The 23444-nt window shown below is 65.3% G+C and carries 20 protein-coding genes; 10 read left to right on the top strand and 10 right to left on the bottom strand.

The window, feature by feature from the left end; all coding sequences use genetic code 11:
* Nucleotides 1-5: 5 nt before the first annotated feature.
* From speD to DGI_RS13370, 5 genes are all read left to right on the top strand, one after another.
* Entirely contained in the window at nucleotides 6-368 is a 363-nt protein-coding gene (gene speD, locus DGI_RS13390) for an adenosylmethionine decarboxylase (protein WP_021761671.1), read from the top strand.
* A gap of 81 nt (nucleotides 369-449) precedes the next feature.
* Entirely contained in the window at nucleotides 450-2285 is a 1836-nt protein-coding gene (locus tag DGI_RS13385; RefSeq protein WP_021761670.1) for an extracellular solute-binding protein, read from the top strand.
* Nucleotides 2286-2290: 5 nt separating this feature from the next.
* Nucleotides 2291-3391: a microcin C ABC transporter permease YejB gene (locus DGI_RS13380; RefSeq protein ID WP_021761669.1), complete on the top strand. Its 1101-nt coding sequence runs from the start codon at nucleotides 2291-2293 to the stop codon at nucleotides 3389-3391.
* Between the two features lie 141 nt (nucleotides 3392-3532).
* On the top strand, nucleotides 3533-4561 hold the full coding sequence (locus tag DGI_RS13375; protein ID WP_021761668.1) for an ABC transporter permease: 1029 nt from the start codon (nucleotides 3533-3535) through the stop codon (nucleotides 4559-4561).
* The gene (locus DGI_RS13370) at nucleotides 4561-6171 is read left to right on the top strand and encodes an ABC transporter ATP-binding protein (RefSeq protein WP_021761667.1); all 1611 of its coding nucleotides are present in this window, start codon (nucleotides 4561-4563) and stop codon (nucleotides 6169-6171) included. The genes DGI_RS13375 and DGI_RS13370 overlap by 1 nt, the downstream gene beginning before the upstream one ends.
* Nucleotides 6172-6307: 136 nt before the next feature.
* On the opposite strand, the gene DGI_RS13365 is transcribed toward DGI_RS13370, so the two are convergent.
* The 10 genes from DGI_RS13365 to DGI_RS13320 form a co-directional block, all read right to left on the bottom strand.
* The gene (locus DGI_RS13365) at nucleotides 6308-7834 is read right to left on the bottom strand and encodes an L-serine ammonia-lyase (protein WP_021761666.1); all 1527 of its coding nucleotides are present in this window, start codon (nucleotides 7832-7834) and stop codon (nucleotides 6308-6310) included.
* Between the two features lie 197 nt (nucleotides 7835-8031).
* Nucleotides 8032-8274: a hypothetical protein gene (locus DGI_RS13360; protein ID WP_027192881.1), complete on the bottom strand. Its 243-nt coding sequence runs from the start codon at nucleotides 8272-8274 to the stop codon at nucleotides 8032-8034.
* A gap of 7 nt (nucleotides 8275-8281) precedes the next feature.
* The gene (locus tag DGI_RS13355; protein WP_021761664.1) at nucleotides 8282-8668 is read right to left on the bottom strand and encodes a hypothetical protein; all 387 of its coding nucleotides are present in this window, start codon (nucleotides 8666-8668) and stop codon (nucleotides 8282-8284) included.
* Nucleotides 8669-8778: 110 nt separating this feature from the next.
* Nucleotides 8779-10386 carry a murein biosynthesis integral membrane protein MurJ gene (murJ, locus tag DGI_RS13350; protein ID WP_021761663.1) on the bottom strand — a complete coding sequence of 536 codons (1608 nt, stop codon included), beginning with the start codon at nucleotides 10384-10386 and terminating at the stop codon, nucleotides 8779-8781.
* A 102-nt stretch (nucleotides 10387-10488) separates the two neighbouring features.
* On the bottom strand, nucleotides 10489-11370 hold the full coding sequence (locus tag DGI_RS13345) for a DUF2156 domain-containing protein (protein WP_021761662.1): 882 nt from the start codon (nucleotides 11368-11370) through the stop codon (nucleotides 10489-10491).
* Entirely contained in the window at nucleotides 11367-12803 is a 1437-nt protein-coding gene (locus DGI_RS13340; protein ID WP_021761661.1) for an MATE family efflux transporter, read from the bottom strand. The genes DGI_RS13345 and DGI_RS13340 overlap by 4 nt, the downstream gene beginning before the upstream one ends.
* A 97-nt stretch (nucleotides 12804-12900) precedes the next feature.
* Complete coding sequence (gene hemW, locus DGI_RS13335) at nucleotides 12901-14031, bottom strand: radical SAM family heme chaperone HemW (protein ID WP_021761660.1); 1131 nt, start codon at nucleotides 14029-14031, stop codon at nucleotides 12901-12903.
* 2 nt (nucleotides 14032-14033) lie between these two features.
* Entirely contained in the window at nucleotides 14034-14585 is a 552-nt protein-coding gene (locus DGI_RS13330; RefSeq protein ID WP_021761659.1) for an epoxyqueuosine reductase QueH, read from the bottom strand.
* Nucleotides 14586-14633: 48 nt separating this feature from the next.
* Nucleotides 14634-16100 carry an Rne/Rng family ribonuclease gene (locus DGI_RS13325; RefSeq protein WP_021761658.1) on the bottom strand — a complete coding sequence of 489 codons (1467 nt, stop codon included), beginning with the start codon at nucleotides 16098-16100 and terminating at the stop codon, nucleotides 14634-14636.
* A gap of 97 nt (nucleotides 16101-16197) precedes the next feature.
* Nucleotides 16198-17172, bottom strand: a complete 975-nt coding sequence (locus tag DGI_RS13320) for a radical SAM protein (RefSeq protein ID WP_021761656.1) — start codon at nucleotides 17170-17172, stop codon at nucleotides 16198-16200.
* Nucleotides 17173-17275: 103 nt separating this feature from the next.
* Between DGI_RS13320 and DGI_RS13315 the strand changes: the two genes are divergently transcribed.
* The 5 genes from DGI_RS13315 to DGI_RS13295 all read left to right on the top strand — a co-directional run bounded on the left by DGI_RS13315 (nucleotide 17276) and on the right by DGI_RS13295 (nucleotide 23441).
* The gene (locus tag DGI_RS13315; protein WP_021761654.1) at nucleotides 17276-18145 is read left to right on the top strand and encodes a tRNA (adenine-N1)-methyltransferase; all 870 of its coding nucleotides are present in this window, start codon (nucleotides 17276-17278) and stop codon (nucleotides 18143-18145) included.
* A gap of 78 nt (nucleotides 18146-18223) precedes the next feature.
* Nucleotides 18224-19489, top strand: a complete 1266-nt coding sequence (locus DGI_RS13310) for a phenylacetate--CoA ligase family protein (protein ID WP_021761652.1) — start codon at nucleotides 18224-18226, stop codon at nucleotides 19487-19489.
* 119 nt (nucleotides 19490-19608) lie between these two features.
* The gene (locus DGI_RS13305; RefSeq protein ID WP_021761650.1) at nucleotides 19609-20751 is read left to right on the top strand and encodes a ChaN family lipoprotein; all 1143 of its coding nucleotides are present in this window, start codon (nucleotides 19609-19611) and stop codon (nucleotides 20749-20751) included.
* A gap of 1 nt (nucleotide 20752) precedes the next feature.
* A complete protein-coding gene (mutM, locus tag DGI_RS13300) occupies nucleotides 20753-21577 on the top strand; it encodes a bifunctional DNA-formamidopyrimidine glycosylase/DNA-(apurinic or apyrimidinic site) lyase (protein ID WP_021761648.1) in 825 nt (274 codons plus the stop codon).
* Between the two features lie 169 nt (nucleotides 21578-21746).
* Nucleotides 21747-23441 (top strand): FAD-dependent oxidoreductase, encoded by a 1695-nt coding sequence (locus DGI_RS13295; RefSeq protein ID WP_021761646.1) that lies wholly within the window; start codon nucleotides 21747-21749, stop codon nucleotides 23439-23441.
* Nucleotides 23442-23444: the final 3 nt, after the last annotated feature.

The following is a 23444-nucleotide window of genomic DNA, read 5'->3' as shown; positions in this document are numbered from 1 at the left end:
GGACCATGCGCATCACCGGTGTCCATTGCCTGCTTGACTGTTACGGGTGCCCCCGCGATGTCCTGGACGATGTGGCCGGGCTGGAAACGCTGGTCCGCCGGGCTGCGGATGAGGCCGGCGCCACGGTGCTGGAGGTGACGAGCAGGGCGTTCTCGCCCTCCGGCGTCACTGTGCTGGCGCTGCTGGCGGAGTCGCATCTGTCCATCCACACCTGGCCGGAGCAGGGCTATGCGGCGGCGGATTGCTTTACCTGCGGGATGCACTTTCAGCCCCAGCGCGCCTGCGAATGCCTGCTTGCCGGGCTCCAGGCCGCCGGGCACACGCTGCGCGTGGTGCATCGGAGCAACGACGGCAATTGCGGCGAGTAGCCACCCCGTTTGGGAAAGTTCAGGAAGGACTTTTTCAACCGTGACAGCTTCCACCCAGGACTTCTCAGCCCAAGACAGACCATGAAACGACCCCTCTTTTTTCTGTGCCTCCTGTTGTCCTGCGTCCTGTGCCACCATGCCGCCCATGCCGAGCCTCGTCTGCATGCCCTGGCCCTGGGCGACACCCCCAAGTACCCCCCCGGCTTCGTGCAGTTCGACTACGTGAATCCCGACGCGCCCCGCGGCGGCTCCATGCGGCTTTCGGCCATCGGCTCCTTCGATACCTTCAACGGCTTTCTGCCCAAAGGCATCGCCGCCGCCGGTGCAGGCCTGCTCTTCGACACCCTGACCGTGAAATCCCTGGACGAGCCGTTCACCGAATACGGGCTGGTGGCCGAATCCATGGAGCTGGCCGCGGACAACACCTGGATCATCTTCCACCTGCGGCCCGAGGCGCGCTTCCACGACGGCGTGCCCCTCACCGCCAGGGATGTCGCCTTCACCTTCGAGACGCTGCTGGCCAAGGGATCGCCTGTCTACAAGCAATACTACGCCGACGTGGAGCAATGCGAGGTCCTGAACGACCATGCTGTGAAGTTCTCCTTCAAGACCGGGGAGAACCGCGAACTGCCCCTCATCCTCGGCCAGCTCACGGTGTTGCCCAGGCACTATTGGGAAACCAGGGACTTCGCCAAGGCGGACCTGGAAATCCCCCTGGGCAGCGGGGCGTACAAGGTGGAGAAGTTCGAGGCCGGCCGCAGTGTCTCCTATGTGCAGGACCCCAACTACTGGGGCCGGCATCTGCCCGTGAATCGTGGCGGGCTCACCTTCGAACGCATCGCCTACGAATACTATCGCGATTCCACCGTGGCCATGGAAGCCTTCAAGGCCGGGGAATACGACTACCGCGAGGAAAACGTCGCCCGCCAGTGGGCCACCGGCTACACCGGTCCCGCGTTTGACCAGAAGCTCATCGTCAAGCAGGAGATCCCGGATCACACCACCTACGGCCTGCAGGGCATGATCTTCAACACCCGGCGCGAGGTGTTCAAGGATCCCCGCGTGCGCGAGGCCCTGGCCTATGCCTTTGATTTTGAATGGTCCAACGAGAACCTCTTCCACGGCCAGTACGTGCGCAGCGCCAGCTATTTTTCCGGGGGCGAGCTGGCTTCCTCCGGGCTGCCCTCGCCGGAAGAACTGGCCCTGCTGGAGCCCTGGCGGGGCAGGATCCCGGACGAGGTCTTCACCAGCACCTATCAACCGCCCAGCACCAAGGCTCCCGGCTCCCTGCGGGAGAATCTTAAAAAGGGTCTGGAACTCCTCCAGGCCGCGGGGTGGCAGTTGGACGGCGACGTGCTGAAGAAGGACGGCAAGGCCCTGCAGTTCGAATACCTGGAGCGCGACCCGGCCTTCGAGCGCATCATGTTGCCCTTTGTCAAGAATCTTGAGCGTATGGGCGTGAAGGTGGTGGTGCGCATGGTGGACACCACCCAGTGGCTCACCCGCATCCGCTCCTTTGATTTCGACATGAGCACCGTGCCCCTGGGCCAGTCCGACTCGCCGGGCAACGAGCAGCGCTATTATTTCCACTCCCAGGCCGCGGACATGCAGGACTCCATGAACCTCATGGGCGTGAAGGACCCGGCCGTGGACGCCCTGGTGGAAGCCGTCATCTCCGCCAAGGACCGCAAGGCCCTTGTCGCTGCCTGCCATGCCCTGGACCGCGTGCTGCTCTGGGGGCATTATGTCATTCCCTGCTGGCACAACACCGTGTGGCGCGTGGCTGCCTGGGACAAGTTCGACCGCCCGGCCGTGCAGCCCAAGTATGCCGTGGGGCAGGGCTACTGGTGGGTGGACGTGGAAAAGCGGGCCCGCATCCTCAAGGTCCGGCCGGATCTGACCAACAAGGGATTCTGACGAAGATGCTGGCATACATCCTGCGGCGGCTGCTGCTCCTCGTCCCCACGCTGTTCGGCATTGTCACCCTGAATTTTTTCATCATCCAGGTGGCGCCCGGCGGACCGGTGGAGCAGTTCATCAGCACCATGCGCGGTGCCGGAGCCGGGGCCATGGAGCGCGTGGCCGGCTCCCAGACCGGGGACATCCAGGGCGCGCGTCCCTCCTCCCTGGGCGGCGGCGACGTGAAATACCGCGGCGCGCAGGGCCTGGATCCGGCGGTGATCAAGGATATCGAAAAGCTCTACGGCTTCGACAAGCCCCTGCACGTGCGCTATCTGAAGCTCCTGGGCGACTTTCTGCGTTTCGACCTCGGCCGCAGCTTCTTTCGGGACAAGACCGTGCTGGAGCTGATTGCGGAAAAGCTGCCCGTGTCCATCTCCCTGGGGCTGTGGGCCACGCTCATCATTTATATGGTGTCCATCCCCCTGGGGGTGGCCAAGGCCGTGCGCCACGGCAGCCGGTTTGATATCTGGACCAGCGCCGCCGTGATCCTGGGCAACGCCATCCCGGCGTTCCTCTTCGCCATCCTCCTGGTGGTGCTCTTTGCCGGGGGCAGCTACTTCAAATGGTTCCCCCTGCGCGGGCTCACCTCGCCCAATTTCGACGAACTCTCCCTGGGCGCCAGGATCCTGGATTACTTCTGGCACCTGGCCCTGCCCGTGACCAGTCTGGTCATCGGCAGCTTCGCCGCCCTGACCCTCCTGACCAAAAATTCGTTTCTGGAAGAGATCGGCAAGCAATATGTGGTCACGGCCCGGGCCAAGGGGCTCACCGAACGCAGCGTGCTCTACGGGCACGTGTTCCGCAACGCCATGCTCATTGTGGTGGCCGGATTTCCCGCGGCGTTCATTGGTATGTTCTTCACCGGCTCCCTGCTCATCGAGGTCATCTTCTCCCTCAACGGCCTTGGGCTCATGGGCTACGAAGCCTTGCTGCAGCGGGATTATCCGGTCATCTTCGGCACCCTGTACATCTTCACCCTGCTGGGCATGCTGACCAAACTGGTCACCGACCTGACCTATACCCTGGTGGACCCGCGCATCGATTTCGAGGGCAGGGGGTGACGGGAGTGCATGCAATGCGGCAGCGCGTGGTGTGGGATGGACTGGCACGGCTCGTTCAGAACAAACCATGTGGCACGATGTGAGCCACCCCTAAAAAGTCTTTGGGGAGGGGCTGGCTCCTTCTCCCAACAAGGCGACAGCATGGCCTTTCGTATTTCTCCCTTGGCCCGGCGGCGCTGGGCAGCCTTCCGCGCCAACCGGCGCGGCTGGGTGTCGTTGTGGCTGTTTGTGGTCCTGTTTGTGCTGAGTCTGGGCGCGGAATTTCTGGCCAACGACCGGCCCGTGTTCGTCTGGTACGAGGGCAGGGCCTACTGGCCGGTGTTCACGGACTACCCGGAAACCACATTCGGCGGCTTCTTCCCCACCACGGCGGTGTACACGGACCCCGAGGTCCAGGCCCTCATCGAGGAAAAAGGCTGGATGCTCTGGCCGCCGGTGCGCTACCGGTATGACACCCTGAACAAGGAACTGCCGTCTCCGCCGCCCACGCCGCCGTCGGCAGGGAATCTCCTGGGCACGGACGACCATGGCCGCGACATCCTGGCCCGCTGCATTTACGGCTTCCGCATCTCCGTACTGTTCGGCCTGGCGCTGACGCTCATCTCCTCGGTGATCGGCGTGGTGGCCGGCGCGGTGCAGGGCTACTACGGCGGCATGCTGGATCTTGTCTTCCAGCGGTTCCTGGAGATCTGGTCCGGGCTGCCGGTGCTGTTTTTGCTGATCATCCTGGCGAACGTGGTCACGCCCAATTTCTGGTGGCTGCTGGGCATCATGCTGCTGTTCAGCTGGATGAGTCTGGTGGATCTGGTGCGGGCGGAATTTTTGCGCGGCCGCAACCTGGAGTATGTGCGCGCCGCCAGGGCCCTGGGCCGCACGGATGCAGCCATCATGCGCATCCACATTCTGCCCAACGCCATGGTCTCCACCATCACGTATCTGCCCTTCATCCTGGTGGGAGGCATCACCACCTTGACCTCACTGGACTTTCTCGGCTTCGGCCTGCCGCCGGGCTCGCCCTCCCTGGGTGAGCTGTTGGCCCAGGGCAAGAACAATCCCAATGCCCCCTGGATCGGCCTGGCCGGCTTCTTCGTACTGGGCGGCACCCTGGCCCTGCTGGTGTTCATGGGCGAGGCTGCCCGCGACGCCTTCGACCCCAGGCGGCAGCGCTGATGCCCGGTCCTCTCCTCGATATCCAGGATCTGCGCATCGGCTTCCTGACCGGCGATGTTGGCAGCGGTGCAGTGGTCCAGGCGGTGCAGGGCGTCTCCCTGCAGGTGCATGCCGGCGAGACGCTGGCCCTGGTGGGCGAGTCCGGCTCCGGCAAAACCGTCACGGCGCTGTCGGCGCTCAGGCTCCTGCCCCCGCGGGAGACGGTCTATGGCGGACGGATTCTGCTGGACGGGACGGACGTGCTGAACGCCTCGCCCCGCACCCTGCGGCAGTTGCGCGGCGGCGCGGCGGGGGTGATCTTCCAGGAGCCCATGACCGCCCTCAATCCCCTGCACACCGTGGAAGGGCAGATTGGCGAAGTGCTGGCCCTGCACAAGGGGCTGACCAACGCCGCCGCCCGGCGGCGGGTGCTGGAGCTGCTGGAACTGGTGGGCATCGACCGGCCCGAGACCCGGCTGAAGGCGTACCCGCACCAGCTTTCCGGCGGGCAGCGACAGCGGGTGATGATTGCCATGGCCCTGGCCGGGGAGCCGAAGCTGCTCATCGCCGACGAGCCCACCACCGCCCTGGACGTGACCATCCAGGCGCAGATCCTCGAACTCATCGCCGATCTGCAACGCCGCCTGGGCATGGCCGTGCTGCTCATCACCCACGACCTCGGCGTGGTGCGCAGTGTGGCGCATCGCACGGCGGTGATGCATCTGGGTGAGCTCAAGGAAGTGCAGCCCACGGCGGCGCTGTTTGCCGCACCGCAGCACGACTACACCAAAATGCTCCTGGCTGCGGAGCCCGCCGGCGCGCCCGCGCCCGTGCGGCCGGATGCGCCGGTGCTCCTGGAGACGCAGGATCTGCGGGTATGGTTCCCCGTCAGGCGCGGGGTGTTCCGCCGCACCGTGGGGCACGTGAAGGCCGTGGACGGCATCAGCTTCGCCATTCGGGAAGGGGAAAGCCTGGGCATTGTGGGCGAATCCGGCTCGGGCAAGACCACCCTGGGCCTGGCGGCCCTGCGGCTGGAACGCAGCGAGGGCGGCCTGCGTTTTGCCGGGCAGGATCTCCGTACCCTGCAGCACCGGGACGCCGCGGCCATGCGCACCCTGCGCCAGTCCATGCAGATCGTCTTTCAGGATCCCTTTGGCAGCCTCTCGCCGCGCCTGACCATTCAACAGATCGTGGACGAAGGTCTGGTGGTGCAGCAGGTGCGGGACCGGGCGGAGCGCGAACGCCGCGTGGCCGAGGCCCTGACCGCCGTGGGGCTGGACCCGGCCATCCGGGAGCGTTACCCGCATGAGTTTTCCGGTGGCCAGCGCCAGCGCATCGCCATTGCCCGGGCCCTGGTGCTCAGGCCGCGGCTGGTGGTGCTGGACGAGCCGACATCGTCGCTGGATCGTTCGGTGCAGGCCCAGGTGGTGGCGCTGTTGCGGGATCTGCAGACGCGCTACGGCCTGGCCTATTGCTGCATCAGCCACGATCTGAAGATCGTGCGCGCCCTGTGTCACCGCATTCTGGTCATGCGCCAGGGGGTGGTGGTGGAGGAGGGGGATCGGGACGCCATCTTCAACGCCCCGCAGCACCCGTACACCCAGGCCTTGCTGGCGGCGGCGCTGCGGTAGGGCATTTTACTTTTGAAAAAGGGCGTTGCGAGAGGGAAAACCTTTCTTCAGAAANAAAGGTTTTCCCCCGAGAACTCCTTTCAAAGATACCTTGCTCTAGGTTGCATGTCCCGATCCCTGCGGCGTTCGGGCCTGATCAGCAATCGACCATGGTCATGCCAAGGCCGGCGGTACCCATCTCTTTGAAGGCCGCGGGCAGGGCCTTGCCGGTTTGCAGCATGGCCATGATAACCCGGTCAAGGTCCTCCCAATGCTGCGAGGCGATTTCGTTTTTCGCCATCAGCCAGGCGTTGTAGGCCTTGAGCGCCCCGAAGGCGTTGCGCTCAATGCATGGGATGAGCACGAAGCCGCCCACAGGATCGCAGGACATGCCCAGGTGGTGTTCCAGGGCGATGGTTGCGGCCATTTCGGTGACGGCCAGCGGCGCCGCCGACGCATAGGCAACCATGGCCGCAGCCATGGACGATGCCACGCCGATTTCTCCCTGACAGCCCACCTCTGCCCCGGCCACGCTTGCGTTGTTCTTGCACAGAAAGCCCACCAGCGCCGCGGCAAGCAACCCCTTGCGCATGGCTTCCCGGGGCAGGTTCAGGTGTTTGTGCATCACATACACCAGGGCAGGCACGGTGCCGGCAGACCCGAGCGTCGGCGCAGTGACTGCCAGCCGGCCAGCGGCGTTGCCTTCGGAGACGGCCAGGGCGTAACTGCTCAGCAGTTGCATGAAGGCGTCCGGCCCTGGCATGGTTTGCGCCTGCTCGTGAATGCGTCGGGCCTTGCGGTGGAACTCAAAGGGCCCCGGCAGCAGGCCGTCTTCGCGCAACCCAAGTTCCACTCCCTCAAGCATGGTGTCGAGCACCAGATCCAGATGCGCGTCGATGGCGGCCGGGGTGCAGCCCATGATGGCCATCTCGTTTTCACGCATGATTTCGTGAAGCGCCTTGCCCGTCTTCGCGGCCACGGCGGTGAAGGCTGTCATGCTGCCGTACGCATGCACCGGCTTTCCCCGCGGTTGCACCGGCTGTTCCTTCCAGGAGAAGAAGCCGCCGCCGGTGGAATAGTATTCCCGGGAAACAAGCTCCGTGCCGTCTTTTCCTCTGACCGTCATGATCAGGGTGTTGCTGAACGGGAAGTCATGCTCCACGCGATCCCAGACAATGATGTCGTGGCCGACGGTGAAGACCTTTTCGGCGATGGAGATTTGATGGTGTCGGCTTTCGTCGGCCAGGGCGTCCATGACGGCAGGGTCGCAGGTTTCCGGCTTTTGGCCCAGGAGCCCGGCCAGGATGGCCCGGTCGGTACGGTGCCCCTTGCCGGTGGAGGAGAGGCTGCCGAACAGGTGCGCTGCGATGCGCTCGGCTGCGGCAAGCTGATTCGCGGGCAGGCTTTCAAGCAGGCTGCGAAAGTCGCTGGCAATACGCAGCGGGGCCAGGGTGTGGGAGCTGGAGGGGCCAGGGCCGATCTTGTACAGATCCGTGATGGACGTCGTGATCGTGCCGGCCGGCGGGCCAGGATAATGGATGTCTTTGGGCAGGCCGGGAAATGCACTGGCAGGGATGCCGCGCGCATGGGCGCATTGCGCGCCAAGGAAGCCTGTGCCTGCAGTGGCAACGGTTATGGCAACGGGGGTGGCAAGGGTCGATTTGAGAAAAGTCCGCCGATCCATACGGCATCCTCCATGTTTTCCATCCAAGAACATGGGGGTTTTATTCTGTCAAGAAAGGACGCGGAAATCTCTGGAGGGGGCAAACAATCAGCGCTCGGGAGCACGCATTCCAGGGAATGGTTCCTCCCGAGCGCCGGGGAAGCACTGTTCACGCCATATCCGCTTTCGCCAAAGCAAAGGCCTGCGGCGTGCGTGCGTTATTTTCTTTTCTGCTGCTGTTCCTGCTGGTTGCCGTACAAGGCACCGCCCACCACGCCCAGGGCGCCGCCCAGTGCCGCGCCCACGCCGGCGTTGCCGCCGGCAATGGCTGCAATGCCCGCGCCCGCACCCGCGCCGATGACGCCGCCGGAAAGCGCGCCCTGCTGGGTGGGCGTCATGTTCGTACAGGCTGCTCCCAGGAGCAGGCCGGCCAGAGCCAGGGAGAGAAGAATTTTATGCATGACGACCTCACTGCTTGGCGCCAAGTTTGGGGGCCACGAATTGATGCCACAGCACTTCCACCACGGAGTCGGCGCGCTTGTCCGGGTTGGCGGCGTACCACTGGTCCAGTTTGGCCCGCATGTCCACCAGACGCTGATCGCCGATGCCCTTGATCCAGGAATGGATGAGTGTCTTGCATTCGCCGGGGGTGTCGCCCTGTACTTCCTGCTCCAGTTCGATGACGGTGGCCATGCCCGCCAGGAAGGCCAGCTTTTCCTGGGCCGTGGCGTTGGACCAGTGTTCGCCGGTGATGAGGGGCATGTCGCACGTGGTGTCTTGCGCGGCAAAGGCCATCGCTGCCCACAGGCAGACCAGGGCAGCTACGGCGCAGGCCAGTTTTGTCGGCAGTTTCATGAGGAATCCTCCTTTTGCATGCGGCGGCAGTGCGATGGAAAAAAATAAAGATGTATGGGACGATATCCGTAATCGGAGGCCGTGTCCATCCTCTCCGTGGTTTTATTTCGTCACGATGTACGACGCAGGAATTTTCGTCGTATTTTGCCCAGGAGATCCAGCATGGGGGCCGCCGCGTCCGGCATCAGGCGCGCGCTTGCCCAGAGGTAGAGAAGGAAGAAGAGCACCCCGGACAGGCAGATGACCAGAAAGGCCTGCAGCAGCGGCCCGGCCAGGGATATCCGGCCAGCCGTCCACACCATCCCGGCTGCCGGCAGGCCAGCCAGCACGGCCAGCCCCAGGGTGCCCCCCAGCACCCGCCACAGCCCGGCAAAGACCTCGCCGCCGTGACGTCTGCGCCACCAGCCCGCCAGCAACAGCGTGTACAGCGCCACGGACCCCGCGCTGGCCGCCGCAAGCCCGGCTGCGCCAAAGCGGCTGCCCAGCAGCCAATAGGCCGGCACTGCGGCCAGGGTGGCCAGGGTGCCGATGACGGCCGGGCTCACGGTATCCTGTCGGGCATAGAAGGCCCGGCCCACCAGTTGCTGGATGCCCCAGCAGAACACCCCGGCCAGCAGAATCTGCAGGCACAGGGCCGTGGCTGCGGCATCTGCGGCGTCGAAGCGGCCCTGCTCAAAAATCAGGCTGATGGTGGGGCCGGCGACGGCGATCATCCAGATCGAAAGCGGCACCAGCACCGCCGTGGTGTTGCGCAGGGAGGAAGAGAGCGTCTTGGTGAACCCTTCCGCATCGCCCTTGGCCGCCAACGAGGCCAGAAACGGGTAGCTGGCCACGCCTGCGGCCTGGGCCACCACGCCCACGGGCACCAGCATGATGCGTCGGGCGTAGGTCAGCCAGCTCACGGCCCCTTCCTGGGTCAGGCTGCCAAACACCCGGACCAGCTGTTCATCCAGGACCACCACGGACTGCCCCAGCATCAGCGGCAGGGCCAGCAGCAGGAAGCGGCCGAGATCGGGATGCCGCCAACGCATGGCCAGCCGCAGGCCTGCGCCGCCTTCCTGCCCGTGCCCGGGGGCGGTGCGGGCTGCCGCCAGGAAGGGCAGCAGAAAATTGCCCAAAAACGAGCCCGCCAACACGCCCCAGCAGAAGCCTTCCATGCCGTCGCCGGGCAGCAGCAGCCCGAAGAGGATGATGCAGCCGTTATAGATGAGCGGCGAGAGGGCCGGGGCGTAGAACTGCTTGCGCAGGTACAACAGCCCCGTGGCGCAGCTGCCGGCCATGAAGAAGATCTGTGCTGGCAGGATGATGCGAAGAAACTGCGCCAGCCGCTGCAGGCTTTCGGCATCAAATCCCGGTGCGGCCAGCCGGGCCAGCTGGGGCGCAAAGGCCATGGCCAGCCCCGTCAGGAGCACGGCCGCGGCGGTGAGCCAGGTGAGCACGGTGGAGAAGAAGGCCCAGGCGTCGGCCTCGCCGGCCGGGGTCCCACGGCCGAATTTCTCCGCCAGCAGGGGAATGAGCGTGATGGAGAAATAGCCCCCGGCCAGCAGGTAGTTCAGGAAGTCCGGGATGACGAAGGCCGTGAAGTAGATGTCCGTATCCAGGGTCGCGCCATGGACGTAGGAAATGGCCTTGTCCCGGGCCAGGCCCATGAACCGGGAGAGCAGCACGCTGCCGCCCATGACCAGGGCGGCCAGCCCGATGGTGCGCGTGGTGGACATCCGCAACCTGCCTTTTCCCCGGCGTCTGCCGCCCAGGGCAAGTTATCTTTGAAAGGANAAGGTTTCCCCTCTCGCAAGGTCCTTTTTCAAAATTAAAATGCCCTAGCGCGGCAGGATGCGGGCGTGATATTTTTTCAGAAAGCCAATGGGGTGATAGGAGAGTTTGGCTTTGCGCAGGCCTTCGTCGCCCAGGTCCTGTTCCCGGTTGACCACCTTGTAGCCGTTGGCGTCGTGCGCAAGAAACATCTGGTTGATGGCCTGATACACCCCGCGCATGCCGGCCTGGCCTTTCTCGAAGTGGATGACCAGCGTCTCCTTGTCCAGGGGTTCGGCCACGGTGAAGGCCACCATGGCCCCGCCCACATGCAGGGCCCCGCCCATGAGGCCGGGCAGCACGTCCCAGCGGGTGAGCACGCGTTCGATGGCGTTGTTTTCGGCGATGAGGGCCGGGGAGTCCGGCGTATCGTGCCAGCCGCGCCAGGCAGCCTGCAGGGCCAGGGCCTCTTCCACGCAATCCGGCGTCATGGACCGGTATTCGTACTGGTAGGCCTTCTTGAATCCGTTCAGATGATTTTTCTTTTTGTGATGGACGTTGCCGCGCAGCTCGATGAGTTCGGTCACGTCGTACAGGTAGTCCCAGTTGTCCCGGTCCTCGGTGAGGACGAGCCGATCCCCCAGGTGCTCCTGCCAGAGCAGGGCGAGGGTCTCGGGCACGCGGATGACCTCCATGCCCTGGGCCAGGGAAGGGCATTCGTTCCAGGGCAGGCCGTCCCACGGCCCCACGGGAGCCCAGTAGCGCAGGGCGGGTTTGGTCTGGCGAATCCATACGCACTGGCTGCCCCAGGCCCATTCCAGGCCGTATTCCTCGGCCCAGCCCCAGAGGTTGGCGAAGCTGGTGTCGCTGGGATGCTGCGGACAGGCGGCGTAGGCGGCCAGGTATTGTTCCCGCCCGGCCAGGGAAATAGGCTCGAAGTCCTTATTCATGAGGATGTTTCACCTTTTGTTGCGGGTTGCGGATGGTTCCGCCGGACAGGCCGCATGGCGAAGCGGCTCCAGTCCCGGAACAGAAAGAGGGCGAGCAGCGCGCCGCACTGCACTCCCTGCGAGGCGAACATGGCAATCCAGACCCCTTGCGCTCCCCAGCCGGCCGGCACCGCCAGCCAGTAGGCCAGGGGCAGCCGCACCCCCCACGTGGCCACCGCGAGCACGCCCAGGGTATACAGCGTGGCGCCGGCTCCGGTCATCACCCCGGCAAGGATCATGGTGCCGGTGGTGAAGCATATGGCCAGAATGTTCCAATACAAATACGACAGCACTTCGATATGGACAACTGCATCTGCCGCCACCCAGCCGGTGACCGTGCCTGCGACCTGCCACAGCAGGAAGCCGGCCAGGCTGATGCTGCCGCAGCCCAGGGCCAGGAGTTGCAATCCCGATCGTCTGGCCGCGGCCACGTCTCCGGCGCCCAGATGTTGGCCCACCAGCACCGAGGCGCTCATGTTGAAGGCCATGGCCGGCAGGAACAGGAGGGCTTCCAGCCGCTGGCCCGCGCCAAAGCCGGCCATGGCCGGCATGGCCTGGTCCCCCAGCAGGCCCAGCACCACAAACAGCGCCAGATTGCCCACCTGCCAGACCACCTGGGAGGCCCCGGCCGGCCAGCTCACCCGCAGCAGATACCCCCGGGCCCGGCGCTGCCAGCGTCGCGGCGGCATGGCCCGCCAGTGGAGCCGGCCCCGTTTCCAGAGCACCCAGCAGTTCAGCCCTGCCCCCAGGGAGACGGAGAAGAGCGTGGCCAGCCCCAGTCCCGTTGCCCCCCATCCGGAAACGCCCAGCCAGCCCAGGCCCCAGCCCAGACCGAGGGTCAGATCGCCCAGCAGGTTGACCAGGGCCAGGACGGTCACCGTCCACAGGGGCGTGCGGACCTCGCCGTAGGCCCGGAAGATGGCGTTGGTGACCACCAGCAGATGTTGGGCCGGCAGGGTGGCCAGATAGATGACCAGCAGCCGAGCTGCCTCGGGCCGTACATCGTCCGGGGTATTGAGCAGGGAAAGAAACAGGTCGCGGCTGGGCAGGCCGACAGCCATGAGCAGCACGCCCACCCCGGCGGCGGTTACCAGGGAATAGACACCGTAGCGCATGGCCCGCATGGGCCGCCGCGCCCCCAGGGACTGGCTGACCGCCGCCACCACGCCGTTGGAGAGGCCCACGCAGATGATCAGCAGCACGAACAGGCTCTGGGTGATGAGCCCCAGGGCCGCCTGCGTCTGCGGTCCGATCATCCCGGCGGTCCAGACGTCCACGAACCCCACGCTGAAGTGGGCGAACATCATGAGCATCTGCGGCCAGGTGAGCCGGAGGATGGCCTGCCAGGAATGCAGGGCGGGACGGGGGGCGGGACGGGCGGCGGCGTGGTTCATGGACGGGCACGGTGGGGAAACATGGCGGGAAAGAGGGCAGCAGTAACACCGCTGCCGGAACAGGTCAACGCGATGGCGTGTTTGAAGCGCTGCGGCGTCAGCCGTCGGTGATCAGATTGGTCAGGATGGCGTCCGCCACCAGCCAGCCTTCGCGGCTCAGGCGCAGGTAGCCGCCATGAATGCGGATGAGCTCCCGCCTGGACAGGGCCTGTATCTTGGCCGCATGCTGCTGCGTGAAGGAGACGCCGGCCAGCCGCCGGTAGCCGCGCAGGTTCAGCCCGCGGGAGGTGCGCAGGCGCAGCATCACCAGCTCGGTGAGGCGCTGTTCCAGGGTGAGGGGCTCGGCGTCCTGGCCCAGGGTGTCGGTGCGCACGGCCTCGACCCAGGCTGCCAGGGTCTCGGGGTTGGCCCAGCGCCGCCCCTCCAGGGTGGAGACGGCCGAGGGGCCCAGCCCCAGATAGTCCCGCCCTTCCCAGTAGCCCGTGTTGTGGCGGGACTGGAAGCCCAGCCGGGCGAAGTTGGAAATCTCGTAGTGCAGGTATCCTTCTCCTTCAAGATATTCGCTGCCATACACGAACATCTTGCCCTGCTCCTCTTCGTCGGGCAGCGCCAGTGTCCGGGCCAGGCAGAGGGTCTCCAGGGGCGTGCCCGGCTCCACGGTGAGGCTGTAACAGGAAAGGTGTTCCGGCCGCAGGGAGACCACCTGGCGCAGCTCGTCCAGCCAGGTTTTCAGGCGTTGGCCGGGCCGGCCCCAGATGAGGTCCAGGCTCAGATTCTGCACCCCGGCCATGCGGGCGTTGTGCGCCGCGGCCAGCCCCTGCCGGGCCGTGTGGCAGCGGCCGAGCAGCCCCAGGGATTCGTCATCCATGGCCTGCAGGCCGATGGACACCCGGTTGACCCCCAGGGAGACGAGATCGTGCAGATGATGCGCGGTGACGCTCTCCGGGTTGGCTTCCAGGGTGATTTCCGCATCGGGCGCGATGCGGAAGGCCCGGCGCAGCCGGCGGAACACGACCTCCACCACCTTGGCCGGCAGCAGGGAAGGCGTGCCGCCGCCGAAATACAGGGTGGAGATGGTCCGGCGGCCCAGGCGATCCCCCTGGATGGCGATCTCCTGCAGCAGGGCGTCCACATAGGCCTGCATGTCCCCGGCGCGGGGCACCTGGGAGGCGAAGGCGCAATAGGCGCATTTGCGGGTGCAGAAGGGGACGTGGATGTAGCAGAGCATGGTCAGGACACGAACAGCTTTTTCAGCTGCTTGTGGTAGCGATCGTATTCGCTGTAGATGCAGCCGCAATACGGCTGGCGGTAGATGCCCAGGGCCTTGGATTCGTCGATGCCCTGCTGCCATCCGGCGCGGAAGTCCTCGTACAGGAAGGTCAGATTGTAGCGTGCGGCCAGTTCCTCGCCGCATTGCCGGATCAGCTCGTGATTCTGATACCTGGAGTAGAGCAGGGTGGTGGAGATGGCCTCGTGCCCTGTGGCCGCTGCTGCCCGGGCCACGCGCTCCAGGCGCAGGCGGTAGCAGCCTTCGCAGCGCTGGGTATGATCCTGCAGCGGCTCCAGAAAGCGGGCCGGATGGTATTCCGCGTCCAGCCAGAGCATGTCCATGCCCAGGTGCGCCGCCACCTGGGCCATGCCCTCGCGGCGGCGCAGGTATTCCTGCAGCGGGTGGATGTTCGGATTGTAGAAACAGCCCGTCACGTCCACCCCCCGCTGCAACAGCATCGCACCGGGAACCAGCGAGCACGGCCCGCAACAACAATGCAGCATCAGTCGCATGGCAACTCGCTCATGGGGAATGGATTCCCCCTGCACATGAATGGCGCCCTACCCGTGACGCATGGTCAGGGTCAGCTGGGTGCCGTACTGCTGCTCCATGGCCAGGAGCTTTTCCTTTTTGCGGTTGAGCAGATACAGGCACAGCTCCGGCGGCAGGGGAATCTCCAGCTGGGCCTGGCCGGTGTTGGCGCGCAACTGGAAGTAAATCTGCTTGAGGGCCTGCATGGACTGCCATTCCATGTTCCGCCGGAACCCCGTGCCCTGGCAGGCCGGGCATGCTTCCGAGGACAGGGAGATGGCCGAGGAGCCCAGCCGCTGCCGCACCATCTGCAACAACCCGAATTTGTTCAGCTTGCCGATGTCGTGGCGGGCGCGGTCCACCTTCATGGCGGCCTTGAGGGTCTTTTCCACTTCCGCCCACTGCTTGCGGTCCTTCATCTCGATGAAATCGATGACGATCTGCCCGCCCACATCGCGCAGCCGCAGCTGATGGGGGATGGTCTCGGCGGCTTCCATATTGGTGCGGAAGGCGGTTTCATGGAAATTGGACTTGCCGCCGGTGCGGCCGGAGTTGATGTCGATGGCCATCAGGGCTTCGGCCTGATCGAACACCAGCTGCCCGCCCGAGGGCAGGGTCACGTAGCGGCTGTAGAGCTGGTCGATCTGTTTTTGCAGATTGAAGCGCTCCCACAGGGTGCGGTCCGTGGCATCGTGGTGCTTCACCAGGCTTTTGGAGCGGGGGAAGAGGATGGCGGCATAGGCGGCCACGCGCTCGGCGGTGGTGGCGTCATCCACCCAGATTTCGCCCACGTCGGCGGTGAAGTAGTCGCGCACGGCACGTTCGGCCAGATCCGGTTCCTGGTAGATCAGGCTGGGGGATTCGGCCTCCTGCCCGCGCTTGCGAATCTCCTTCCACTGGCGTTCAAGGATCTGCAGGTCCTTGGTCAGATTGGTCTTGGAGAGGCCCTCGCTCACGGTGCGCACAATCACGCCCAGGCCTTCGCCAGGGGTGATGCCGTTCATGATCTCCTTGAGCCGGGCGCGTTCCTCTTCGTCCTCCACCTTGCGGGAGACGCCGATCTGCTCGCGTCCGGGCGTGAGCACCAGATGCCGGCCGGCGATGGAAAGATACGTGGTGAGGAAGGCCCCCTTGGTGCCGGTGGGCTCCTTGCCAATCTGCACCAGGATTTCCTGGCCGGGCTTGAGCACCTTTTGCAGCAGGGGATATTTGTGGCCCTTGGAGGAATCCACGGGGGTGAGGTAGTATTCGGGATGCACTTCGTCAATCTGCAGAAAGCCGTTCTTGACGGCGCCGTAGTTGACAAAGGCAGCCTGGAGGGACGTATCGATGTTGTGGATGACGCCCTTGTAGATGTTGCCTTTGGTCTTGGCCTGGTGCAACATCTCCACATAGTATTCCTGGAGCTTGCCGTCTTCGGACAAGGCCATTTCCACCTGTTCGCCAGGCAGCACGCTGAGGAACATCTTGCTTTTTTTCTTGGTGGTGCGAGTCATGCAAATCCTTCATGCCATGCAGACGGGCCCTTGCGTCGAAGGGGGAGGGCTTGAGGTCGCCGCGGCAGACGGGTCGCGGCGGCGCAGGGCCAGGCGTCTAGATGGCGGAAAAAAATTGTTCGGAGGGATCGTCCGTCTTCGATCCCCGATGTTGAATATGCCCGGACTGCTGCAGTTTTTCAAGGGCCAGTTGCACTGCCACCGCGGGGGCGTGCAGGGCCTGGGCCAGTTGCAGGGCCGTTTGCGGCCGCCGGGAAAGGGACGCCAGCACGGCCTGGGCCAGGGTTTCGGGATCCTGACGGGGCAGGGGCTCGCTGGCGCAGAGCAACGGGGCGCACGCCGTTGTGGGGGCATGCCCGCACAGGGTGGCGCGCCAGCGCCCCAGGGTGGCTGCGTCCACGGCCACCGCTTCCGGATATGCGCCGGGCCGGGAGAGGGTGACAATATCCACCCGGTCCGGCTGCAGCCGGGCCACATAGTCCTGCAGGGCGGCCAGGTTGGCGTTGCTGTCGTTGATGCCTTTGGAGAGCAGGATTTCCAGGAGCAGCCGGCCCGTGTATTCCTGCCGAAAGGCCAGCAGTCCCTGGGCCATGCGCTGCAGATCCACCTGCCGGTGCGGCCGGTTCAGCCGCCGGTATTCCGCTTCGATCAGCGTATCCATGGACGGCAGCACCATGTCCGCCGCCTGCAGTTCGCGCCGGACCTCAGGCAGATGCATGAGGGAGGAATTGGTGAGTACGGCCACGGGCAGATTCGGGAACAGCGCCTTGCAGCCGGCGATAATCGCCCCCAGCCCGCTGTGCAGGGTGGGTTCGCCGGAGCCGCCCAGGGTGAGCACTTCCGGCGGGGTGTGCCCGGCGTCGCGCCATTGCCGCAGCTCGTCCAGCAGCTGGGCCGTGGGCACCCACTCCCGCCGATCCAGGATCAGGCGCGTGGTTGGTTTGACCTCGCAGTACAGGCAGTCGAAGGAGCAGATTTTTTCCCCAAGCAGATCAATGCCCAGGGACCGCCCCAGGCGGCCGGACGTCACAGGACCAAAGACGTGCGCTGAGGAGACAGGCGGCAGGGTCATGGCGTATTACGAGGGGGAGATCAAGGCAGGCATCCGCCGTGCGGTTGACAGCGCAGGCCGCCGCCGCGTAGGCAGCGGGCAACGTCTGCGCAAAGGAGCGATCATGTCACTATCCGGAAAGTTGGTACTCCTGGTGAGCCCCAAGGGCAAGCGCTATTTGCAGCGCATCGAGGAAAAAGGCAGCATTCATACCCACGACGGCTTCATCACCATGGAGACCTTGGCCGAGTGCGACTACGGGGCCATCGTCCCCACGCACATGGGCCGCCCGTATCGCCTGCTCAAGCCCACCCTGTATGATCTGGTCAAGGGCGTGAAGCGGCAGACGCAGATCATCTATCCCAAGGATATCGGCTACATCTGCATGCGCCTGGGCATTGGTCCCGGCATTCGTGTCATCGAGGCCGGCAGCGGCTCCGGCAGCCTCACCCTGGCGCTTTCCTGGTTCTGCGGCCCCACGGGGCAGGTGTACACCTACGAGGCCCGGCCGGAATTCGCCAAGCTCTGCGCCCGCAACCTGGCCTGGGCCGGGGTGGGCGAAAACGTGACCCAGCACGTGAAGGACATTGCCGAAGGCTTTGAGCAGACCGGCGTGGATGCCCTCTTCCTGGACGTGCGCACCCCGTGGGACTACCTGGAGCACGCCGCCGCGGCCGTGGCCCCCGGGGCCACCCTGGGCTTCCTGCTGCCCGTGACCAACCAGGTGAGCCGGCTGGTGGAAGCCCTGGAGCGCGGGCCGTTCGCCAACATCGAAGTCATGGAACTCCTCGTCCGCCGCTGGAAACCCGTGCCCGATCGCCTGCGGCCGGACGACCGCATGGTGGCCCACACCGGGTTCCTGGTGTTCGCCCGGCAGGAGGACCCGTCCTTCAAGGCCGCCTCGGACGCTGCCGCCGCCGCGCCGCAGGAGGCCGATGCAGAGGCGGAAGATACGGGTGATGTGCTGGAAAACAATGACATGTCGGAAGGTTAGAGCAGGGGTCTTGCTTTTCTTCCGCCGATTGGCTATATGCTGGAAGATTGCCAGCATTCCACGATTTCAGGAGCCATCATGACCCGCAAGGACCGCACCGAAGGCATTTACAGCCGCCGCGAGGTGCTCGACGAAAGCGAGCGCCGGCAATACTATCTCATCCAGCTCAAGGAGCTGCTGCAGTACGCCTACCGCTATTCCGAGGACGTGAAAAAGCGCTTTGACCGCGCCCAGTTCCAGGTGGAAAAGTTCCGCACCCTCACGGACCTCAAGCATATTCCCATCCTCAAGAAAAAGGAGCTCATCTTCCTGCAGTCCATGGGGCCGCGGCTGGGCGGGCTTCTGACCAAGGATCTGGGCGAGCTCAAGCGCGTGTTTCTTTCCCCTGGCCCGATCTTCGACCCCGAAGACCGCGGCGAGGACTACTGGGGCTGGACCGAAGGCTTTTACGCCGCCGGTTTCCGCTCCGGCGACCTGGCGCAGGTGACCTTCAACTATCACCTGACCCCGGCCGGCCTGATGTTTGAGGAGCCCCTGCGCAACCTGGGCTGCGCCACCATTCCCGCCGGCCCGGGCAACACCGCCACCCAGCTGGACATCATGGCCAAGCTGCGCGTGACCGGCTACATCGGCACGCCCAGCTACCTGATGCACCTGGCCCAGAAGGCCGAGGAAACCGGCATCAACCTGCGCAAAGATCTGTACATGGAAGTGGCCTTCGTCACCGGGGAAAAATTCTCCGAGAAGATGCGCAACACCCTGGAAAAGAAGTTCGACTGCATCATGCGCCAGGGCTACGGCACCGCCGACGTGGGCTGCATCGGCTACGAATGCTACCACAAGAACGGCCTGCACGTGGCCAACCGCGCCTTTGTGGAAATCTGCCATCCGGATACCGGCATCCCCCTCAAGGATGGCGAGGTGGGCGAAATCGTGGTCACGGCCTTCAACAAGACCTATCCCCTCATCCGTCTGGCCACCGGCGACCTCTCTTACATCGACCGCCTGCCCTGCGCCTGCGGCCGCACCTCCCCGCGCCTGGGCAACATCGTGGGCCGCGTGGACACCACGGCCCGCATCAAGGGCATGTTCGTCTACCCGCATCAGGTGGAGCAGGTCATGGCCCGGTACGAGGAAGTCAAACGCTGGCAGATCGAAGTCACCAACCCCGGTGGCATCGACGAGATGACCCTGTACATCGAAGCCTCCAACTTCAAGCGCGACGAAGAGCTGCTGCACTCCTTCCGCGAGAAGATCAAGCTGCGCCCCGTGCTCAAGGTGCTCGCGCCCGGCTCCCTGCCCCCGCAGATGCGGCCCATCGAGGACAAGAGAAAGTGGGACTGACGAGAAACGCCTCTGCAGGGGGAGTCATTCCCCCTGCACCCCCTGCATGCCCGGTTTCGCGGCGGCCGACGCCTGTCCAAGGACAGGTTCCGGCCGCCGCGGCGCATGCGGCATGGCCCTTGCGCCTGCTGCTCTGTCTGGTGTTGCTGACCCTTGTCGCCGGCGGCTGCACCGCGGGCCGGCGCGTCAGCGTCAGTTGTCCGCCGGAGGGGCAGGGGCCGGCCGCCCCGTTCCCGGACGCCGCATTCTGCCGGCTCCCCGAGGCCGCCTATCTGCTCATGGGTGAATCCCACACCTCGCCCTGCGATCATGCGGCGCAGCGGACGCTGATGGAAATGATCGGCGCAAGCCGGTCCGGGCAGTGGCCCCAGGGCACGCCCGTGGTGGCCCTGGAGATGGTGGCCACGGACCGCCAGCGCGTCCTGGATCGGTTCAACAACAAGTTGATCGGGCTGCAGGAGCTGCGCCAGGAACTGGACTGGGATCGCACCTGGGGCCACCCCTGGGAGCTGTACGCCCCGGTGTTTCAGGCAGCCCGCGATGCCGGGCTGCCCCTGCACGCCGCCAATGTGCCCCAGCGGCTGGTGGAGCTGGTCCGCACCAAGGGACTGGACGCCGCGGCCGCAGAGGCCGGGGAAGACGGGATCCATCTGCCGGAAACCATCATCCTGCCCCAGCAGGAGCAGCTGGAGTTTTTGCGCGAATTTTTCTCCAGGCATTCTGAAATGCTGCGTAAGCAGGACGATGCCGGCTTCGAGCGCTTCATCCGCATCCAGAGCCTGTGGGATACGGCCATGGCCCGCAATCTTGTCCGACTACGGCAGCAGACCGGCCGGCCGGTGCTGCTCATCGTCGGCAGCGGGCATGTGGAGCACGGCTGGGGCGTGAAGCGGCGGCTGCGGGAGTTCGATCCCGGTGCGCCGGTGCTCTCCCTGCTGCCCGTCCGGGATCCCGAGGATCTGCAGGATGCTCCTGCCGGCGAGCTGCGCTTTCTCTGCCCGCCCTCGCATTTCAGCCGCCTGGGCTATGCGGTGGAAGAGGGCGAGGCCGGGGTGGTGCTCACGGCCGTCATTGCCGGGTCTCCGGCCGCGGGCCTGGGCATGCAGGTCGGGGATGTCCTTCTGGCCATCAATGATATCCCCGTGGACGGCATCGGCGACCTGCACGTCATCCCCATGCAGCTCAAGGGCGATACCCTGCGCTACCGCCTGCGCCGTGGCGAAGCCGAGCTGGAACTGACCCTGAATCGCTCCCCTCGCTGACATGCCCGAGCTGCCCGAGGTCGAAACCATCGCCCGCGGCCTGCGACCGGCGCTGGAGGGCAGGGGCATCGTTTCGCTGGACATCCGCCATGCCGGCTCGGTGCGCGGCGGGCTGGATGCCAAGACCCTGGCTGCAACCGTGCCGGGCCGGCGCATCCTGGCCGTCAGCCGCCGGGCCAAGCTGCTGCTGCTCACGCTTTCTGACGATCTGATCCTCGCCTTCCACCTCAAGATGACCGGCCGTTTGCACCTGCCGGCCCCGGATGAGCTGCCGGACAGGCACACGCATCTGATCTTCCACCTGGACAACGGCGGCCGGCTGTTCTTCATGGACATGCGCAAATTCGGCTACTGCGCCGCCCTGACTGCCGGACAGTTGCAGGCGTTCCCGTTCTATGCGGCCCTGGGTCCCGAGCCGTTGGAGACATCGCCGGAAGATCTGGCCGGCCGGCTGAAGGGTCGGCGCGGTCGCATCAAGGCCTTGCTGCTGGATCAGACCGTGCTGGCCGGGGTGGGGAACATCTATGCGGACGAGGCCCTGTTCCGGGCCGGCCTGCGGCCGGATGCGCCGGCGGATGCGGTCTCGGCCTCCAGGAAAATCGGGTTGATGACGCATGTTCGCGCCGTGCTGCAGGAAGGGATCGACAGCTGCGGGGCCAGCATCCGCAATTACGTCGATGCCCGCGGCGATGCCGGCGCGTTTCAGAATACCTTCAATGTCTACGGTCGGGCCGGCCAGCCCTGCCCGCGTTGCGCCGCCTCGTTGGAAAAGATGACCGTGGCCGGCCGCACCAGCACTTTCTGCCCCCGCTGCCAGCACGGTTGAGCGCCCGGCGGGCAGGAGCGTCCTTCGAAGGGCATGCTGTCCCCCGATGGCTCTTTTCAGAAAAATGCAAGGCTTTTGTCTGTGCGTTGATTGTAATCAACACCTTCACCGCGGGAATGGGGTAAGGCAAGACATCCAGACACACTCATTCTCAGGAGGACTTCCTGTCATGTCTACACCACGCATCCTCGTTGTTGGCGGCTCGGCCGCCGGTCCCAAGGCCGCAGCCCGCGCCAAGCGTCTTAATCAGGACGCCCAGGTGACGTTGATCCAGAAAGCGCCGGAGCTGTCCATGGCGTCCTGCGGGTACCCGTATTACGTCAGCGGCCATTTTGATAATCGCAACGCCCTGTTGTGCACGCCCACGGGCGTGGTGCGCAATCCGGCCTTCTTTGCCGGAGCCAAAGGCGTGGAGGCTGTGGTGGAGACGGAGGTGACGGCCATCGACCGCGCCGCCAAGACCGTCTGGTGCAAGCACCTGCCCAGCGGCGAGACCAGCGTTCGCCCCTATGACAAGCTCATCCTGTGCACCGGCGCCAGCCCGCGGGTGCCGCCCATCCCCGGCCGGGAACTCCGTGGCGTGACCACCCTGCATGCCATGCGCGATGCCGACTACCTGCGCACGGTGCGCGACGAGGGCAAGGCGAAACGGGCCGTCATCGTCGGCGGCGGGCTCATCGGCGTGGAGGCGTGCGAAGCCCTGCGCGAGGCCGGATTGGACGTGACCGTGGTGGAGCTGCTGCCCCAGGTGCTCATGTTCCTGGATTGGGAAATGGCCCGGCACGTGGAGAACCACATGCGCGCCAAGGGCGCGGCGGTGATGCTGAACAACGGCGTGGCGGAATTTTTGGGGCAGGACGGCGCGCTGACCGGCGTGCGCCTGAACGACGGTACGCATCTGCCCTGCGATGTGGCCGTGGTGGCCATCGGCGTGGCGCCCAACGTGGCCCTGGCCCGGGATGCCGGGCTGGAGATCGGCGTCACGGGCGGTATTGCCGTCAGCGAGCACATGCAGACGTCGGATCCGGACATCTACGCCGCCGGGGACTGCGTGGAGGTGCTGCAGCGCATCACCGGCAAGAAAACCCTGGCCCCCTACGGCGACCTGGCCAACCTGGAAGGCCGCGTGGCCGGTGAGAATTGCGTGCTGGGCAACGTGGCGCGCTTTCCCGGCACCATCCACAGCGGCATCTGTAAGGCGTTCGACTTTACCGCCGGCTCCGTGGGGCTGTCCGAGCGTCGCGCGAAGGAAGAAGGCTTTTCGGTGGTCACGGCCATCAATGCCAGCCCGGACAAGCCCGGCTTCATGGGCGCAAAGCTGCTCATTTCCAAGATGGTGGCCGACGCCGCCACCGGCCGCATCCTGGGCTTCCAGTGCCTGGGGCCCGGGGACGCCAGCCGTCAGCTTGCCGCCATGTCCATGGCCGTGAGCCACGGCGCCACCGTGGCCGATGTGTGCATGGCCGACATGCCGTATGCCCCGCCGTTCTCCCTGGCCATCGATCACTTCATCGCCACGGCGCACATTCTGGAGAACAAGATGCGCGGCCTGCTGGACGGCCTCTCCAGCGTGGAAGTGCAGGCCATGCTGAACAACGGATCCCGGCCCTTCCTGCTGGATGCCCGCTCCCCCGAGGAATTCGAGGAAATGCGCCTGGGCCAGGGCGAAACCCTCATCCCCCTGGGCCAGCTCCGCAAGCGGCTGGACGATCTGCCCCAGGACAAGGCCGCGCCCATCGTGGCCTACTGCAAGATCTCCATGCGCGGGTACGAGGCCCAGCGGGTGCTCAACCACCTGGGCTGGACCAACGTCAAGGTCATGGAAGGCGGGCTCATGGCCTGGCCTTTTGCGCGGGAAAAATAAGCC

Source organism: Megalodesulfovibrio gigas DSM 1382 = ATCC 19364, from assembly GCF_000468495.1.
GTDB classification, from domain to species: domain Bacteria; phylum Desulfobacterota; class Desulfovibrionia; order Desulfovibrionales; family Desulfovibrionaceae; genus Megalodesulfovibrio; species Megalodesulfovibrio gigas.
This window is presented reverse-complemented; position numbering and strand designations above follow the sequence as displayed.

Excerpts from the sequence above, each read along its gene's own strand:
- speD (WP_021761671.1), top strand. The coding sequence starts at position 6 with ATGCGCATCACCGGTGTCCATTGCCTGCTTGACTGTTACGGGTGCCCC.
- DGI_RS13385 (WP_021761670.1), top strand. The coding sequence starts at position 450 with ATGAAACGACCCCTCTTTTTTCTGTGCCTCCTGTTGTCCTGCGTCCTG.
- DGI_RS13380 (WP_021761669.1), top strand. The coding sequence starts at position 2,291 with ATGCTGGCATACATCCTGCGGCGGCTGCTGCTCCTCGTCCCCACGCTG.
- DGI_RS13375 (WP_021761668.1), top strand. The coding sequence starts at position 3,533 with ATGGCCTTTCGTATTTCTCCCTTGGCCCGGCGGCGCTGGGCAGCCTTC.
- DGI_RS13370 (WP_021761667.1), top strand. The coding sequence starts at position 4,561 with ATGCCCGGTCCTCTCCTCGATATCCAGGATCTGCGCATCGGCTTCCTG.
- DGI_RS13365 (WP_021761666.1), bottom strand. The coding sequence starts at position 7,834 with ATGGATCGGCGGACTTTTCTCAAATCGACCCTTGCCACCCCCGTTGCC.
- DGI_RS13360 (WP_027192881.1), bottom strand. The coding sequence starts at position 8,274 with ATGCATAAAATTCTTCTCTCCCTGGCTCTGGCCGGCCTGCTCCTGGGA.
- DGI_RS13355 (WP_021761664.1), bottom strand. The coding sequence starts at position 8,668 with ATGAAACTGCCGACAAAACTGGCCTGCGCCGTAGCTGCCCTGGTCTGC.
- murJ (WP_021761663.1), bottom strand. The coding sequence starts at position 10,386 with ATGTCCACCACGCGCACCATCGGGCTGGCCGCCCTGGTCATGGGCGGC.
- DGI_RS13345 (WP_021761662.1), bottom strand. The coding sequence starts at position 11,370 with ATGAATAAGGACTTCGAGCCTATTTCCCTGGCCGGGCGGGAACAATAC.
- DGI_RS13340 (WP_021761661.1), bottom strand. The coding sequence starts at position 12,803 with ATGAACCACGCCGCCGCCCGTCCCGCCCCCCGTCCCGCCCTGCATTCC.
- hemW (WP_021761660.1), bottom strand. The coding sequence starts at position 14,031 with ATGCTCTGCTACATCCACGTCCCCTTCTGCACCCGCAAATGCGCCTAT.
- DGI_RS13330 (WP_021761659.1), bottom strand. The coding sequence starts at position 14,585 with ATGCGACTGATGCTGCATTGTTGTTGCGGGCCGTGCTCGCTGGTTCCC.
- DGI_RS13325 (WP_021761658.1), bottom strand. The coding sequence starts at position 16,100 with ATGACTCGCACCACCAAGAAAAAAAGCAAGATGTTCCTCAGCGTGCTG.
- DGI_RS13320 (WP_021761656.1), bottom strand. The coding sequence starts at position 17,172 with ATGACCCTGCCGCCTGTCTCCTCAGCGCACGTCTTTGGTCCTGTGACG.
- DGI_RS13315 (WP_021761654.1), top strand. The coding sequence starts at position 17,276 with ATGTCACTATCCGGAAAGTTGGTACTCCTGGTGAGCCCCAAGGGCAAG.
- DGI_RS13310 (WP_021761652.1), top strand. The coding sequence starts at position 18,224 with ATGACCCGCAAGGACCGCACCGAAGGCATTTACAGCCGCCGCGAGGTG.
- mutM (WP_021761648.1), top strand. The coding sequence starts at position 20,753 with ATGCCCGAGCTGCCCGAGGTCGAAACCATCGCCCGCGGCCTGCGACCG.
- DGI_RS13295 (WP_021761646.1), top strand. The coding sequence starts at position 21,747 with ATGTCTACACCACGCATCCTCGTTGTTGGCGGCTCGGCCGCCGGTCCC.